The sequence below is a fragment of the Pseudomonas sp. CFII64 genome (assembly GCF_000416235.1).
In the GTDB taxonomy this organism is placed as follows: domain Bacteria; phylum Pseudomonadota; class Gammaproteobacteria; order Pseudomonadales; family Pseudomonadaceae; genus Aquipseudomonas.
On the sequence record NZ_ATLO01000035.1, the window covers coordinates 98,081 to 112,218 of the forward strand.

The following is a 14,138-nucleotide window of genomic DNA, read 5'->3' on the forward strand; positions in this document are numbered from 1 at the left end:
CCCGCATTCTCCGTAGGACCGGCTTTAGCCGGGAGGGCATTATCTCGGACGATAGATGTACATCGTCTGCATTGACGCCCTCCCGGCTAAAGCCGGTCCCACGCAGTTGTGCAGGTCAGATCAACAAACGCAGCACGTCCGGCATCATGCTCATGGCCGCCAGGTTGTTGATGACCAGCATGTCCAGCAGCTTGAGGACCATGAACGCCAGGATCGGCGAGATATCCAGGCCGCCCAGATTCGGCAGGATCTTGCGCAGCGGGGCCAGCATCGGTTCGCAGATCTGGTTGACCATTTCTGCGCCAGGGTTATGGCTGGCCGGGGCGACCCAGGACAGGATCACGCTGATGATCAGGGCGAAGAAGAAAATCTTCAGAAACAGCGCTGTCACACCAATGATTGCCCAGAGCAGCAGATGCAGCGGATCGCCGGTGGTGCCGTAGGCCAGCAGCAAGGTCAGGGCCATCAGGATCAGCTGCACGATGATCGCCAACACCAGCGACGACATGTCCAGGCCGAACAGGCTCGGAATGATCCGGCGCAGGGGCTTGAGCAGCGGTTGGGTGGCGCGCACGGCGAATTGGCTCAGCGGGTTGTAGAAGTCCGCCCGCACCAGTTGCAGCACGAAGCGCAGCAAAATGATCAGCAGGTATAGGCTGCCAATGGTTTGCAGGATGTAGATTGCAGCGGTGTTCAGTCCGATCATCGGTTCTGTTCCTCAATGGCCTAAAAGTTACTTGCCCAGCTGTTCGGCCATCTCTGCCGAGCGCTGTGCGGCGGCAGTGAGTGCGGTTTCGACGAGCGCTTCAAAGCCGCCGGCCTGGAATGATTTGATTGCAGCTTCTGTGGTGCCCGCTGGCGAGGTTACCCGACGACGCAGCTCGGCAGCGTCGACATCGCTGCCGGTGGCCATCAGCGCGGCGCCCAGCGCGGTTTGCAGCGTCAACTGCGAGGCGACTTCCTGGGGCAGGCCCAGTTTCACGCCCGCTGCCGTCATGGCCTCGATCAACAGGAAGAAGTACGCCGGGCCGCTGCCCGAAACTGCCGTGACTGCGTCCAGTTGCTGTTCTTCTTCGAGCCACAGGGCAATGCCTACCGCCGATAACAGCTGCTCGGCCTGTTCACGTTGCGCCGGGCTCACCAGAGCCGTGGCATACAAACCGCTGACACCCTGACGCAATAGCGCCGGTGTATTGGGCATGCAACGCACGAGAGGTTGCTCGCCCAGCCATTGGGCCATGCTCGCGCACGTGATCCCGGCAGCGATGGACACCACCAATTGATTGGGCTTGAGGCTTGGGCGCAGGGCTTCGCAAACGGTTTTCATCATCTGCGGCTTGACCGCGATCAGCACCACGTCCGCGCCTTCGATGGCTTCGGCGTTGTCGGCAACCACCACGATGCCATGTTCAGCGGCGATTTTGCCGCGTGTCTCGGCACCGGGATCGCTGGCGCGAATCGAGTCGGCTTCCACGCCCTGGGCGCGCAGCCCGCCGATCAGGCTGGCGGCCATGTTGCCGGCGCCGATAAAGGCAATACGAGTCTGGCTCATGTTGGTTTCCTTGAGTGGGGAAAGTTATGGCTGGCCGTAATCACGGGCGCCAAAGAGGGCAGTGCCGATCCGCACCCAGGTCGCGCCTTGTGCGATGGCGGCCTCCAGGTCGTGGCTCATGCCCATGGAAAGGGTGTCCAGTGGCAGGTTCAATTGCGCCTGCAGCGAACGTACCGCAGCAAAGGCCGCGTTTTGTTCGGCGCTGTCTTCGGTCGGTTCCGGAATCGCCATCAAGCCGCGCAGCTTCAGGCGTGGCAAAGCGCTGATCGCAGCGGCCAGGGCTGGCAAGTCGGCGGGCGCGCAGCCGGACTTGCTGGCTTCGCCACTGACGTTGACCTGAATGCAGATATTGAGCGGCGGCAAGTCCTCAGGACGTTGCTCAGACAGACGTTGTGCGATTTTCAAGCGATCCACTGAATGCACCCAGGCGAAGTTCTCGGCAATAGCGCGAGTCTTGTTCGACTGAATGGGGCCGATGAAATGCCAACACAAGGGCAGGTCGGCCAATTCGAGCTGTTTGCTCAAGGCTTCCTGCAAATAGTTTTCGCCGAAGTCGCGCAAGCCCGCCGCATAAGCTTCGCGCAAGGCGCCAGCCGGCTTGGTCTTGCTCACCGCGAGCAGGCCGATGGCGGCTGGATCGCGTTGGGCGGCAAGGGCGGCTGCGTTAATTCGTGCGCCGAGCGTTGAAATGTTCGCTGCTATCGTGGACATTGATTTGCGCCAGCAGGGCTAAAGTCTGCGGCATTCTATGTGATTGAGGAGCTGTATGGATATTACCGAGCTGCTGGCCTTCAGTGCCAAGCAAGGCGCATCGGACTTGCATCTCTCTGCCGGCCTGCCGCCGATGATCCGCGTCGATGGCGATGTGCGGCGGATCAACCTGCCAGCCCTGAGCGCCAAAGAGGTTCAGGAGCTGATCTACGACATCATGAACGACAAGCAGCGCCAGAACTTCGAAGAACTTCTGGAGACCGACTTTTCCTTTGAAGTGCCGGGCGTGGCGCGCTTTCGAGTCAACGCGTTCAACCAGAATCGTGGCGCGGGCGCGGTATTCCGGACCATTCCTTCAAAGATCCTGAGCATGGAAGATCTCGGGATGGGAGAAGTGTTTCGCAAGATTACCGACGTGCCGCGCGGCCTCGTGCTGGTCACCGGGCCCACCGGTTCCGGCAAGTCGACGACCCTTGCGGCGATGGTCGATTACCTGAATTGCAACAAGCATCACCACATCCTGACCATCGAAGACCCGATCGAATTCGTTCATGAGTCCAAGAAATGCCTGGTCAACCAGCGTGAGGTGCACCGCGATACCCTCGGCTTTTCGGAAGCCTTGCGCTCGGCCCTGCGGGAAGACCCGGACGTGATTCTGGTGGGCGAGCTGCGCGACCTGGAAACCATTCGCCTGGCGCTGACGGCGGCGGAAACCGGGCATTTGGTGTTCGGCACGCTGCACACCACGTCTGCAGCCAAGACCATCGACCGGATCGTCGACGTGTTCCCGGCCCAGGAAAAATCCATGATTCGTTCGATGTTGTCCGAATCGTTGCATGCCGTGGTTTCGCAAACCTTGCTCAAAAAGGTTGGCGGCGGGCGAATTGCCGCGCACGAAATCATGATGGGCACGCCGGCAATCAGGAACCTGATTCGCGAGGACAAGGTCGCACAGATGTACTCAGCGATTCAGACCGGAGGCTCGCTGGGCATGCAGACGCTGGATATGTGCATGAAGGATCTGGTCACCCGCGGCCTGGTGACCCGCGACAGCGCGCGGGAGAAAGCCAAGGTGCCGGATAATTTCTGAGGTGGGACCGGCTTTAGCCGGCAAGAGGTCGACGCATCTCTGTTGCCAGACACGACGCCCTCCCGGATGAATCCGGCCCTGCAACCAGATCAGCGCTGAACGATGCGCAGCGGCTCTTTCTGCTTGGGCAGAACGCGCTTGGCGACCATGTAGTGGCTGTTCCAGTACGGCTTTTTCAGCGTATCGACAGTCACGGCCTTGCCACGGCGCGGGGCGTGGACGAAGCGGTCGTTGCCCAGGTAGATAGCGACGTGGTTGACCTTGCGGCTCTTGATGTTGAAGAACAGCAGGTCGCCGGGCTTCAAATCCTTGCGATCGACTTTCTGCCCGTGGCCTTCGGCCATGGCATTGGAAGTGCGCGGCAGATTGACTTCACTGACGCCGTTGAACGCGTATTTGACCAGGCCGCTGCAATCCAGGCCTTTGCCGGCGGTGGTGCCGCCCCAACGGTAAGGTGTGCCGACAGCGCTAAGCGCGCGGCTGACCACCGAGTTGCTTTGTTTGGCGTTGGGCGCCATCACTGCAACACTGCTGGTCTTTTTCGAACTCTTGAGGGCAGCGGAACGGATGGCTGCCTTGGTGCTGCGCTCTCGTGGAGAGATGACTGGCGCAGGCTCGGTGCGGTTGGTTGCGAGCGTCGGCGAAGAGTGACTTTTCGCCGTGTAACCAGAGAAGCTCGCAGGTAAGGATTGCTCACGATTGGTGGCATGAGCGGCCAGGGGCAATAATAGGCAGATGGTCAGCCATGACTTTAAAAATGGACGCATTCGGCAGGGCTCTTGTGGGTAAGCGCGCAACTTTATAACAGCTTTTCGTGAATTTCTGACCCCATTTGTCGATTCAATTACGGGCCCATCGTTGCGATTTATGCGACAAACTGTCTCAAAAGGCGCTCCAATCCCTTTAGTTACAAGGGTTTGCCCGATCGACAGGAGGTTCCCGCCATACGTCGGATGGACACAGAAAAGTCACAGAATTTACGAATATTTTTTTCTATCAGCTCAAATGAGGACACCGATGAACACCTATCAGAATGGCATACAGCAGCACGATACCCACAGCAAAGTGATGGGCTACGTGCTCTGGATTGTCGGCTTCACCGGCGCGCATCGCTTTTACTATGGCAAGCCCGTCACCGGCACGATCTGGTTCTTCACCCTCGGTCTGCTGGGCATTGGCTGGTTGATCGACGTGTTCCTGATTCCGGCAATGGATCGCGAAGCCGACCTGCGTTTCACCTCAGGCTCGACGGACTACAGCCTTTCCTGGATCCTGCTGACCTTCCTCGGCGTGTTCGGCGTGCATCGCATGTACATGGGCAAGTGGATCACCGGGCTTATCTACCTGTGCACCGGCGGCTTGTTCCTGGTGGGCGTGCTGTATGACTTCTGGACGCTGAACGATCAAATCTCGATCAAGAACGCCCAGCGCGGTTGATTGAAAAATGTGTAGAACTGGCTTCAGCCGGGAGAGCGTTCTCGCGGCTAAAGCCGCTCCTACATATGTTTGAAGGCAGCCCGGGCGGCGTTGATATCTGGATTGTGTGCTGTCTGGCCAATCGCTTTCGGGGACAAGTTCCCTCCTACAGTTTGTTCGCCATGAATAAATAAGCATACAATAAATTTGCATGCTTATTTAAATCAGCGTAAACCGAAAATTGTGATTCCCCATGGATGAAATTGTTCTTTGGAAAAGAGCAGGGCATCACATCAAAAATTTTCGAACAAGGACGCTGTTATGGAAAACATTAATGCTTATCCGCGTTATGCGGGACAACTGGACCCGGCGTTTGCGCAGCAGACGGATATCCCTGGTTGGGTCGATATTTTGCGAGCGCTGGATTGGCCGGTGGGTCGGGATCTGTTCTTTTCTTCAATTACCCCGACGCTTGATGGTTATCTTTATGCGTGCGGCTATTTCGCCGAAACAGTCAGTGATCCGGTGGAATATTTCGTCGCTCGTGTGCAAGGGGACGGCCAACGAGATACCTCATTCGGTAATGACGGAGTCATCAGGGGTACATTTCCGATCAACTTCAAGATGATCATTCCGACCCGGTTGGTGGTGCAGGATGACGGCAAAATTCTTATGCAAGCGCTGGGCTACGCCGGCAATCCGGAGTTGCCTGATCCGGTTCTGCTGGTGGCGCGGTTCCTGGCGAGCGGCGCGGCGGATGTCGAATTCGGTGAGCAAGGGTTGATGAGGAAGGACTTGCCGCCTGGCAAACCGGGTTTCCTCAGGTCCTTCGTCGGCGACCTGCAGCAGTTGCCGGATGGGCGGATTCTTGCCAGCACAACCGGCGTGAGAATGGCTGCGCAAGGCCCGATGGAAAGCGCGATTGTCTACCGGCTTACCGCTCAGGGCGAGCTGGACGGGTCATTCAACGGCAACGGCATAAAGGATTTTGCCCCGCCGGGCGCGTCGTTGCGGGTCAGCGGTTTCGTGGCCCAACCTGATGGCAAGGTGGTGCTCGCCGGACAGGTGACCCACGAAGGCAGCAACTCCTCCAGCGGCATGTTCGTTCGCCTGGATGAGGCGGGACAGCTGGATGAAACCTTCGGCCCGCTGGGGAGTGGTTATTTCGAGTTTTCCCTGGACGATTACCATCTGCACATCAACTCCATTGCGCTGAGTTCTGATGGTTCGCTGGTGGGAGTGGGTGCCGCGTCGGCGGTTAATGCGGATCAAGGTTTGATCGATGAGGGATTTATCATCGGTATTACCGCTGAAGGTTTATCCGATGTTGGCTTTAATAACGGAACACTGTTGTTAACGCCAATCAATGAGCGTTATTCAGTGGACTGGATTTCGGCAGAATTTCAACGTGATGGAAAGTTGTTGGTGGCGGGGCGTTCAATGCGTCTGGCGGCTACTCATAACAGTTATGTATATATCGCGCGGTTTAACAGCGACGGGACAGCGGATATAAACTTTGGCGACTCCGAAACGGGAAGAGCTGAAACGATGGTGGGTGGTTTCAATGACATTCCGCTCGAAATGCGCCAACAAGCAGACGGCAAGATCCTCGTCGGTCTCAATGCCAGCAGTTTGCGCAAGGGAACCTTGTTGCGTTATTTGAATGAATAATATGCCGTAGGACCGGCTTTAGCCGGGAGAGCGCTCTCCCGGCGAAGTCGGCCCTACAGGTTCTCGCTTCAACCGGTATAACTAATCCGCCCATCCACCAGGGTGTAACGCACCGCGCTCGGCAGGCAATGGCCGAGGAACGGGCAGTTTTCGCCTTTGGACAGCCACTTCTCGCCCGCAACCGTGGAGGCCGCCGGATCGAACAGCACGATATCCGCTGCCGATCCCGCACTCAGTTGCCCTGCCGGCAGGCGCAATGCCGTTGCCGGGCCAGTGCTCAGGCGGGCTATCAGCGTGGGCAAGTCCAGCAAACCGTCTTCCACCAGCGTCATGGCCAATGGCAGCAGCAACTCGACACTGCTGATACCCGGTTCAGTCGCTGCGAACGGCGCCAGCTTGGCGTCCCGCTCGTGAGGCTGGTGATGGCTGGAGATCGCCTGAATCACGCCGGACTTGACCGCCTCACGCAGGCCATCGCGATCCGCGCGGCTGCGCAGTGGCGGTTGCACGTGATACAGGCTGGAGAAGTCGATCAAAGCTTCGTCGGTCAGAATCAGCTGATACAACGCCACATCCGCTGTGACTTTCAAGCCGCGTGCCTGCGCCTGGGCGATCAACGCCGCGCCACGGGCGCTGGTCAGCTGGCTGAAGTGTGCACGCACGCCGCTTTGCTCGACCAGCAACAAGTCGCGGGCCAGGGCCACGGTTTCAGCGGTTTCCGGAATCCCGGCCAGGCCGAGGAAGCTGGCGGTCGGACCTTCGTGGGCCAGGCCGCCTTCGGCGAGATCGCGGTCCTGAGAGTTGAAAATCACCGTCAGGTCGAACGTCGCGGCGTATTCCAGTGCACGGCACAGCGTGCGCGTGTTGCGAAAGCTTTCCAGACCGTTGCCGAACGCCACGCAGCCCACGTCGCGCAGGGCAACCAGTTCCGCCAGTTGCTCGCCTTCCAGGCCCTTGCTGAGTGCGCCAATCGGGAACACTTTGGCGTGTCCGGCTTCGCGGGCGCGGTCGAGGATCAACTCAGCCACCGCTGAGGTATCGAGAATCGGTTTGGTGCGTGGCGGACAGCACAGGCTGGTCACGCCGCCCGCTGCGGCCGCGCGGGTTTCGCTGGCAATCGTGCCCTTGCGGCTGTAACCCGGCTCGCGCAGAGCAACGTTCAGGTCGACCAGGCCTGGCGCGGCGATCAGGCCGGTGGCGTCGATGGTTTGAACAGGCTCGAAACCGGCCGGTGCCGCGCCAATGGCGAGTACCTTGCACGCTTCGATGTGCAAATCGGTGACTTGATCCAGACCGCTGGTTGGGTCGATGACGCGAGCGCCGAGAATACTGAGCTTCACTGGGCGTTCTCCTGCTCGAATTGGCGTTGCGCGGTCTGGCCGCTCATGGCCATGGACAATACCGCCATGCGCACGGCGATGCCGTAGGTGACCTGATTGAGAATCACCGAATGCGCGCCATCGGCGACGGCGGATTCGATTTCCACGCCGCGATTGATCGGGCCTGGGTGCATGACGATGGCGTCCGGCTTGGCGCCAGCCAGTCGTGCGGTGGTCAGGCCGAACAGGCGATAGAACTCGCCTTCGCTGGGCAGCAAACCGCCCTGCATGCGTTCGCGTTGCAGGCGCAGCATGATCACCACGTCGACATCCTTCAGACCCGCATCCAGATCGGTGTAAACCCTGACGCCGTACTGCTCAATGCCGATGGGCAACAGGGTTTTCGGGCCGATGACGCGGATGTCCGGGCAGCCCAGCGCCTTGAGGGCGATCATGTTCGAGCGCGCCACGCGGGAGTGCAGGATGTCACCGACGATGGCCACCGAGAGGTTCTCGAAGCCGCCTTTGTGGCGGCGAATGGTCAGCATGTCGAGCATGCCTTGGGTCGGGTGTGCGTGGCGGCCGTCGCCACCATTGATAATCGCCACTTCCGGCGACACATGCTCGGCAATGAAGTGCGCGGCACCGGAGTCGCCGTGGCGCACGACGAACATGTCGGCAGCCATGGCTTCAAGGTTGCGCAAGGTATCGAACAGCGTCTCGCCCTTGCTGGTGGACGAAGTGGAGACGTTCAGGGTGATGACGTCGGCCGACAAGCGCTGAGCAGCCAGTTCAAAGGTGGTGCGGGTGCGCGTGGAGTTCTCGAAGAACACGTTGCACACCGTCTTGCCGCGCAATAACGGGACCTTTTTTACCGCGCGCGCGCCGACTTCCAGAAAGGAGTCCGCCGTGTCGAGGATTTCGGTGAGCAACTCGCGAGGCAGGCCATCGAGAGAGAGGAAGTGGCGCAGCTGGCCCTGATGGTTGAGCTGCAGCGGGCGCTTGGCGTGGAGAGGCGTCATCGCAAAGGACTCTTGAAAAAGGGCGGCTAAAGGGCGGCGGAGGCGGTGGAAAGGTTTTGCATTTCGAGGCCAAGTGGCTCGGGGCCGGTCAGCTTCACGCGTTCGTGGTCAGCCAGCGACAAGGTTGCGCCGACCACATTCGGCCGAATCGGCAACTCGCCCGCATCCAGGTCCAGCAGGCAGACCAGCGTCACGCTGGCCGGGCGACCGTAATCGAACAGCTCGTTGAGTGCGGCGCGAATGGTGCGGCCGCTCATCAACACGTCGTCGATCAGCACCAGATGCTGGCCTTCGATCTCGAACGGCAGCTCTGAAGGGCGCACTTGCGGGTGCAGGCCGTTCTGGCTGAAGTCGTCGCGGTAGAACGACACGTCCAGCGTGCCCAGCGGTGCTTCGCTGCCCAGCGCCTTGAGCAGCGCTTGCGCCACCCAGACGCCGCCGGTGCGGATACCGATAAAGCGCGGATCGGCGATCCCGCGTTTGTGCAGATGAGCGTACAGATCAGCGGCCATATGGCTGATCAGTTCGGCGGGGTTGGGCAGGTTCATGAAAGTGCTCCTTCAAAGGCCCGAGTTTCATGCGCGCGGCGCTGCTCAGGCTGAAACGGGAATTTCGGGTGTCGCGGTGCCGCACAGGAAGACGTTGTACAGCCTGAACATGTCAGACATTGAACAGTTCGGGATTGGCATCGAGCCAGCCTTGCAGCAGCAGCGCAGCGGCGATGGCATCCACCGGGTTGTCCTTGTAGCTGCCGCGTTGTCCGCCGCGACTCATGCGCTCGCCCTTGGCTTCAAAGGTGGTCAGGCGTTCGTCATGGGTATACACGGGCAGGTTGAAGCGGCCGTTGAGGCGGCGGGAGAATTTTTCCGCCTTGGCGCTCATCTCGCTGGGCGTGCCGTCCATGTTCAGCGGCAAGCCGACGACGATAGCGTCCGGCTTCCATTCCTTGATCAACGCTTCGATCTGGCTCCAGTCCGGGACGCCTTGCACCGCCTTGAGGGTGCAGAGTTCCCGGGCCTGGCCGGTAATCACCTGGCCCACCGCGACGCCGATCTGTTTGGTGCCGTAATCAAATCCCAGTAGAAGACGCAATGCGGCCATCAGGCGTGGCCCGCCTGGCTGGTCAGCAGGCTGAGGTTGACGCCCAGGCGTTTGGCCGCAGCATTGAGGCGCTGCTCGCTGTCCATCTCAAACAGGATGGCCGGATCGAACGGGCAGGTCAGCCAGGCATTGTCGGCGACTTCAGCTTCCAGTTGCCCGGCTTCCCAGCCGGCGTAGCCAAGGGTGATCACATTTTGATCAGGTCCGTAGCCATCGGCGATGGAAAACAGCACGTCTTGCGAGGTGGAGAGCGAAAGGCCACCCAACTCGACGGTGGCCTGGAAGATCGGCCCGCTGGGATGCAGGACGAAGCCGCGGTCAGTCTGCACCGGACCGCCGGTATGAATGGCGATGTCCGCGCAACGCTTGGGTGCCGGAACGTCGGGACGCAATTGTTCAAGAATGTCGGCAAGCGTGAGGCTTTGCGGGCGATTGATCACCAGACCCATGGCGCCATTGGCGTTGTGCTCGACGATGTAGGTCAGCGTCTGGGCAAAGTTCGGGTCCGCCATGTGCGGCATGGCGATCAGGAATTGATGCTTGAGATAACTGGCGGATACGTTTTTCATGAGCCCTAGTGTGGCGCTGCGCGGCAGGCATGACAACTGGCAGTTATGACAGTGCCGCTGGCGGCTATATACAGGTCAGTTACTGGAAAGCTTGTCGCCCCGGGCGAATTTCCAGGTGCGAATGATCTCAAGTCGATCGATGTCGGCAAGATCGCCGGTGAACGGCGCAAATGGCGCCGCGAGCCGCACGATGCGCTGGGCCGCCTGATCCAGCAAAGGCTGCCCGGAAGACTCCAGCACCAACACTTCGTACAGCGAGCCGTCGCGGTTGATCGAGACCATCAGGCGCAAATTGCCGTAAATCTGCTGGCGGCGGGCTTCCTCGGGGTAATTGAGATTGCCCACCCGCTCGACTTTCTTGCGCCAGTCGTCTTTGTACCAGGCGCCTTTGTCGCGCATGGTCGATGCGGCGCTCAGGCGATGAATCTTCGGCCGTTTGGCGTACAGCTGTTGTTCGTTGGACAGTTCCGCTTCGAGGCTGGCGATTTCGCTGCTCAGCTCGGCGCTGTCGAATGTCGGGGCTTTCTTGGGCGCCGGATCAGGCTTGACCTCTTCGCGCTTGGCGACGGTCTTCTGTGGTGCTGGCGCCTTGGTGGCAACCACGGTTTTCTGGGCTTCCTGCTTGACCACGGGCTTGCTGGCCGGAGGCGGTGTCACTTTATTGATCTTGGTGTCCTGAAACGGCGCGATTTCCGTGGTCTTGGGGATTTCGGCCTTGTCCAGGGTGCCGCTGCCTTGCTGGTCGTCCTGGGCGAGAAAGTCCGCCTGTTTGGGCCTGGTTTCGCTTTTGAAGGTCGCGAGGGTGATTTCCAGGGTCTGGCTGATCTGCTCGGGCTTGACGTAGGTGAAGCCCACGCCAAGGATCACCGCGAGGTGGATCAACGCTGCAATCATCAGGGTAAACCCCAGACGATCAGCAGGTCGCACGCCAGCTCGGGAGAGTTCGTAAGGGAGGTCGTTGGCGGCCAGGGATGTCATCAGCGGTTCAGCGTCTCTTGGAGCATTGCGTGGCGCGCATCATAACGCAATGTTGTGGGACCGGCTTTAGCCGGGAGGGGGGTTGGTTGATCCGACCGACATCTCTGTGACCCGAACAACCCTCCCGGCTAAAGCCGGCCCTACGGTCGATCAGCGAGCCTTTAATTTCTTCTCGATCACATCCATCAACATCCCGCCGATGTCCGTGCCGAAGGCGTTGTCGATTTCCCGGATGCAGGTCGGGCTGGTGACGTTGATTTCGGTCAGATGCTCACCGATGACGTCCAGACCGACGAAGATCAGGCCTTTTTCACGCAAGGTCGGGCCGATCTGTTCAGCGATCCAGCGATCTTTTTCGGTCAAGGGACGTGCTTCGCCACGACCGCCCGCCGCCAGGTTGCCACGGGTTTCGCCCGCTGCCGGGATGCGTGCCAGGCAATACGGCACCGGTTCGCCATCAATCATCAGGATGCGTTTGTCGCCATCCTTGATCGCCGGCAAGTAACCTTGCGCCATGATTTGCTGGGTGCCGTGGGCCGTCAGGGTTTCGAGAATCACCGACAGGTTCGGATCGCCCGCGCGATGGCGGAAGATCGACGCGCCGCCCATGCCGTCCAGCGGCTTGAGGATCACATCGCCATGTAGCTCGGCAAAACCACGCAGGATGTCCGCACGCCGGCTGACCAGCGTCGGCGGGGTCAACGTCGGGAACAGCGTGGCAAACAGTTTTTCGTTGCAGTCACGCAGGCTTTGCGGCTTGTTGACGATCAGCACGCCGGCGGTTTCCGCTTGTTCCAGCAGATACGTGGCGTAGACGAACTCCATGTCGAACGGCGGATCCTTGCGCATCAGGATCACGTCGAGGTCGTCCAGGCCGATATCTTCCTCGGCGTCCAGTTCGAACCACTTGGCCGGGTCGGCGAACACTTTCAGCGGCTTGACCCGCGCGCGGGCCTGACCGGCGTTCTGATACAGATCCTGCTGTTCCATGTAGAACAGCGACCAACCCCGCGCCTGGGCGGCAAGCAGCATGGCCAGTGAGCTGTCCTTTTTATAGGAGATGCGCTCAATGGGGTCCATGACAATCCCTAGGCGAACGCTCATGGGCAAATATCCTCTGATCGATAACGGCCGCGACGGCCTTGAAATAGGCGTCAGGGTGGCGCTCTGCTTGCTCCGGGTCAAGAGGCAGGCGCGTGGCGGCAGGCTTTATGGATTGAGGATGAGGAGTGTGCTAAAAAGGCTCGGCGCTCGGACCATCGGTCGTTTAGCAAGCCCAGTGCCGGAAAGGACGCGAAAAATATTCGCCGCGGCGAGGGAAGAGCAGATATGGAACAGCAGCCAGCAGCATTGAAAGTCATGGTCATTGACGATTCCAAGACCATTCGCCGCACCGCCGAGACGTTGCTGAAGAACGTCGGCTGTGAGGTCATTACCGCAATTGATGGCTTCGACGCGTTGGCCAAGATCGCTGATAACCATCCGCGCATCATTTTTGTCGACATCATGATGCCGCGCCTGGATGGCTATCAGACCTGTGCCCTGATCAAGAATAACCGCGCGTTCAAGTCGACGCCGGTGATCATGCTTTCTTCCAAGGACGGTCTGTTCGACAAGGCCAAGGGCCGGATCGTGGGCTCGGACCAGTTTTTGACCAAGCCATTCAGCAAGGAAGAACTGCTCAATGCGATCAAGGCGCATGTGCCGGGATTCGTTGCAGTAGAACAACAGATATCGTGATGCCCGCCCCTACGGTCGCGGGCCTCCATCCTTATGGGGAATACCATGGCTCGAATCCTGATCGTCGATGACTCGCCGACCGAAATGTACAAACTGACCGGCATGCTGGAAAAGCACGGCCATGAAGTCCTCAAGGCCGAAAACGGTGCCGACGGCGTGGCGCTTTGCCGTCAGGAAAAACCGGATGCAGTGCTGATGGACATCGTCATGCCCGGCCTTAACGGTTTTCAGGCCACGCGCCAGCTCACCAAGGATGCCGACACCAGCATGATCCCGGTGATCATGATCACCACCAAGGATCAGGAAACCGACAAGGTCTGGGGCAAGCGCCAGGGCGCGCGGGACTACCTGACCAAACCGGTGGATGAAGAAACCCTGATGAAAACCCTGAACGCGGTACTGGCCGGCTGATTGCCGGTTTGTCATGGCTGAGTCGCAAACTGCTTTCCAGTTGCTGTTCGATATCGACCAGCGCTGCCGTTCGCTTGCCGCCGATTTGCCTTCCCAGGAAGCCCGGCAGCAGGAGTGGAGCGGCATCGGCTTTCGCATGGGCGGCCGCTGCTACGTAGCGCCCATGGGCGAAATCAGTGAAATCCTGCATGAGCCACGCTACGCGGCATTGCCCGGTGTAAAGCCGTGGGTGCGTGGCATCGCCAACCTGCGCGGACGGCTGCTGCCGATCATGGACCTGTGCAGTTTCTTCGGTCACGAGTTGTCGCAAGTGCGCCGGCAGCGCCGGGTATTGGTGGTGGAACATCAGGACGTGTTCGCCGGTTTGATCGTCGACGAGGTGCTTGGCCTGCAGCATTTCAGCCAGCTGAGCCTGATGCCGCCGCAGTCGGGTGAGCTCGATAGCGTCATCGCGCCGTACATTCGCGGTCAGTTCCTGCGCGAGCAAGCCTGGCTGGTTTTCAGCCCCTGGGCGCTGGCGCAGTCTCCAGGTTTCATGGACGTGGCTTCATAGGCATC

Annotated in this window: 17 protein-coding genes; 6 read left to right on the plus strand and 11 right to left on the minus strand. The window is 59.8% G+C overall.

Annotated features, from left to right (window positions below; genetic code table 11):
- Window positions 1-115: 115 nt before the first annotated feature.
- The 3 genes from CFII64_RS15740 to CFII64_RS15750 are packed head-to-tail and all read right to left on the minus strand — an operon-like array spanning window position 116 to window position 2,263.
- Window positions 116-706, minus strand: coding sequence for a YggT family protein (locus tag CFII64_RS15740; protein WP_020291792.1), 591 nt, complete (start codon window positions 704-706; stop codon window positions 116-118).
- Between the two features lie 27 nt (window positions 707-733).
- Window positions 734-1,552, minus strand: a complete 819-nt coding sequence (gene proC / locus CFII64_RS15745) for a pyrroline-5-carboxylate reductase (protein WP_020291793.1) — start codon at window positions 1,550-1,552, stop codon at window positions 734-736.
- Window positions 1,553-1,576: 24 nt separating this feature from the next.
- Window positions 1,577-2,263, minus strand: a complete 687-nt coding sequence (locus CFII64_RS15750) for a YggS family pyridoxal phosphate-dependent enzyme (protein WP_020291794.1) — start codon at window positions 2,261-2,263, stop codon at window positions 1,577-1,579.
- 55 nt (window positions 2,264-2,318) lie between these two features.
- On the opposite strand from CFII64_RS15750, the gene CFII64_RS15755 reads away from it, so the two are divergent.
- Complete coding sequence (locus tag CFII64_RS15755; protein ID WP_020291795.1) at window positions 2,319-3,353, plus strand: type IV pilus twitching motility protein PilT; 1,035 nt, start codon at window positions 2,319-2,321, stop codon at window positions 3,351-3,353.
- Window positions 3,354-3,442: 89 nt separating this feature from the next.
- Here CFII64_RS15755 and CFII64_RS15760 read toward each other — a convergent pair whose 3' ends face one another.
- A complete protein-coding gene (locus CFII64_RS15760; protein WP_020291796.1) occupies window positions 3,443-4,120 on the minus strand; it encodes a C40 family peptidase in 678 nt (225 codons plus the stop codon).
- Window positions 4,121-4,370: 250 nt separating this feature from the next.
- Between CFII64_RS15760 and CFII64_RS15765 the strand changes: the two genes are divergently transcribed.
- Window positions 4,371-4,790 carry a TM2 domain-containing protein gene (locus tag CFII64_RS15765; RefSeq protein ID WP_020291797.1) on the plus strand — a complete coding sequence of 140 codons (420 nt, stop codon included), beginning with the start codon at window positions 4,371-4,373 and terminating at the stop codon, window positions 4,788-4,790.
- Window positions 4,791-5,090: 300 nt separating this feature from the next.
- Window positions 5,091-6,440 carry a delta-60 repeat domain-containing protein gene (locus CFII64_RS15770; protein ID WP_020291798.1) on the plus strand — a complete coding sequence of 450 codons (1,350 nt, stop codon included), beginning with the start codon at window positions 5,091-5,093 and terminating at the stop codon, window positions 6,438-6,440.
- A gap of 68 nt (window positions 6,441-6,508) precedes the next feature.
- On the opposite strand, the gene CFII64_RS15775 is transcribed toward CFII64_RS15770, so the two are convergent.
- From CFII64_RS15775 to gshB, 7 genes are all read right to left on the minus strand, one after another.
- Complete coding sequence (locus tag CFII64_RS15775) at window positions 6,509-7,780, minus strand: dihydroorotase (RefSeq protein WP_020291799.1); 1,272 nt, start codon at window positions 7,778-7,780, stop codon at window positions 6,509-6,511.
- Window positions 7,777-8,781 (minus strand): aspartate carbamoyltransferase catalytic subunit, encoded by a 1,005-nt coding sequence (locus CFII64_RS15780; RefSeq protein WP_020291800.1) that lies wholly within the window; start codon window positions 8,779-8,781, stop codon window positions 7,777-7,779. The genes CFII64_RS15775 and CFII64_RS15780 overlap by 4 nt, the downstream gene beginning before the upstream one ends.
- A 26-nt stretch (window positions 8,782-8,807) precedes the next feature.
- Complete coding sequence (gene pyrR / locus CFII64_RS15785) at window positions 8,808-9,329, minus strand: bifunctional pyr operon transcriptional regulator/uracil phosphoribosyltransferase PyrR (RefSeq protein WP_020291801.1); 522 nt, start codon at window positions 9,327-9,329, stop codon at window positions 8,808-8,810.
- Window positions 9,330-9,441: 112 nt separating this feature from the next.
- Window positions 9,442-9,882, minus strand: a complete 441-nt coding sequence (gene ruvX, locus CFII64_RS15790; RefSeq protein ID WP_020291802.1) for a Holliday junction resolvase RuvX — start codon at window positions 9,880-9,882, stop codon at window positions 9,442-9,444.
- Window positions 9,882-10,451: a YqgE/AlgH family protein gene (locus CFII64_RS15795; RefSeq protein ID WP_020291803.1), complete on the minus strand. Its 570-nt coding sequence runs from the start codon at window positions 10,449-10,451 to the stop codon at window positions 9,882-9,884. The genes ruvX and CFII64_RS15795 overlap by 1 nt, the downstream gene beginning before the upstream one ends.
- Window positions 10,452-10,526: 75 nt before the next feature.
- Window positions 10,527-11,429, minus strand: a complete 903-nt coding sequence (locus tag CFII64_RS15800) for an energy transducer TonB (protein WP_020291804.1) — start codon at window positions 11,427-11,429, stop codon at window positions 10,527-10,529.
- 150 nt (window positions 11,430-11,579) lie between these two features.
- Window positions 11,580-12,533, minus strand: a complete 954-nt coding sequence (gene gshB, locus CFII64_RS15805; protein ID WP_020291805.1) for a glutathione synthase — start codon at window positions 12,531-12,533, stop codon at window positions 11,580-11,582.
- A 225-nt stretch (window positions 12,534-12,758) separates the two neighbouring features.
- On the opposite strand from gshB, the gene pilG reads away from it, so the two are divergent.
- From pilG to CFII64_RS15825, 3 genes are read left to right on the plus strand one after another with little or no spacing between them, the layout of a single operon-like run.
- Window positions 12,759-13,169: a twitching motility response regulator PilG gene (pilG, locus tag CFII64_RS15815; RefSeq protein WP_020291807.1), complete on the plus strand. Its 411-nt coding sequence runs from the start codon at window positions 12,759-12,761 to the stop codon at window positions 13,167-13,169.
- A 45-nt stretch (window positions 13,170-13,214) separates the two neighbouring features.
- Window positions 13,215-13,580: a twitching motility response regulator PilH gene (gene pilH / locus CFII64_RS15820; RefSeq protein WP_020291808.1), complete on the plus strand. Its 366-nt coding sequence runs from the start codon at window positions 13,215-13,217 to the stop codon at window positions 13,578-13,580.
- A gap of 13 nt (window positions 13,581-13,593) precedes the next feature.
- Entirely contained in the window at window positions 13,594-14,133 is a 540-nt protein-coding gene (locus CFII64_RS15825) for a chemotaxis protein CheW (protein WP_020291809.1), read from the plus strand.
- The last annotated feature ends 5 nt before the right edge of the window (window positions 14,134-14,138 follow it).

What these genes read in the sequence shown, in the direction of transcription:
- CFII64_RS15800 (WP_020291804.1), bottom strand. Translation starts at nt 11,429, where the DNA reads ATGACATCCCTGGCCGCCAACGACCTCCCTTACGAACTCTCCCGAGCT.
- ruvX (WP_020291802.1), bottom strand. Translation starts at nt 9,882, where the DNA reads ATGGCCGCATTGCGTCTTCTACTGGGATTTGATTACGGCACCAAACAG.
- CFII64_RS15780 (WP_020291800.1), bottom strand. Translation starts at nt 8,781, where the DNA reads ATGACGCCTCTCCACGCCAAGCGCCCGCTGCAGCTCAACCATCAGGGC.
- pyrR (WP_020291801.1), bottom strand. Translation starts at nt 9,329, where the DNA reads ATGAACCTGCCCAACCCCGCCGAACTGATCAGCCATATGGCCGCTGAT.
- CFII64_RS15825 (WP_020291809.1), top strand. Translation starts at nt 13,594, where the DNA reads ATGGCTGAGTCGCAAACTGCTTTCCAGTTGCTGTTCGATATCGACCAG.
- CFII64_RS15765 (WP_020291797.1), top strand. Translation starts at nt 4,371, where the DNA reads ATGAACACCTATCAGAATGGCATACAGCAGCACGATACCCACAGCAAA.
- pilG (WP_020291807.1), top strand. Translation starts at nt 12,759, where the DNA reads ATGGAACAGCAGCCAGCAGCATTGAAAGTCATGGTCATTGACGATTCC.
- CFII64_RS15740 (WP_020291792.1), bottom strand. Translation starts at nt 706, where the DNA reads ATGATCGGACTGAACACCGCTGCAATCTACATCCTGCAAACCATTGGC.
- CFII64_RS15795 (WP_020291803.1), bottom strand. Translation starts at nt 10,451, where the DNA reads ATGAAAAACGTATCCGCCAGTTATCTCAAGCATCAATTCCTGATCGCC.
- gshB (WP_020291805.1), bottom strand. Translation starts at nt 12,533, where the DNA reads ATGAGCGTTCGCCTAGGGATTGTCATGGACCCCATTGAGCGCATCTCC.
- CFII64_RS15770 (WP_020291798.1), top strand. Translation starts at nt 5,091, where the DNA reads ATGGAAAACATTAATGCTTATCCGCGTTATGCGGGACAACTGGACCCG.
- CFII64_RS15750 (WP_020291794.1), bottom strand. Translation starts at nt 2,263, where the DNA reads ATGTCCACGATAGCAGCGAACATTTCAACGCTCGGCGCACGAATTAAC.
- pilH (WP_020291808.1), top strand. Translation starts at nt 13,215, where the DNA reads ATGGCTCGAATCCTGATCGTCGATGACTCGCCGACCGAAATGTACAAA.
- CFII64_RS15755 (WP_020291795.1), top strand. Translation starts at nt 2,319, where the DNA reads ATGGATATTACCGAGCTGCTGGCCTTCAGTGCCAAGCAAGGCGCATCG.
- proC (WP_020291793.1), bottom strand. Translation starts at nt 1,552, where the DNA reads ATGAGCCAGACTCGTATTGCCTTTATCGGCGCCGGCAACATGGCCGCC.
- CFII64_RS15760 (WP_020291796.1), bottom strand. Translation starts at nt 4,120, where the DNA reads ATGCGTCCATTTTTAAAGTCATGGCTGACCATCTGCCTATTATTGCCC.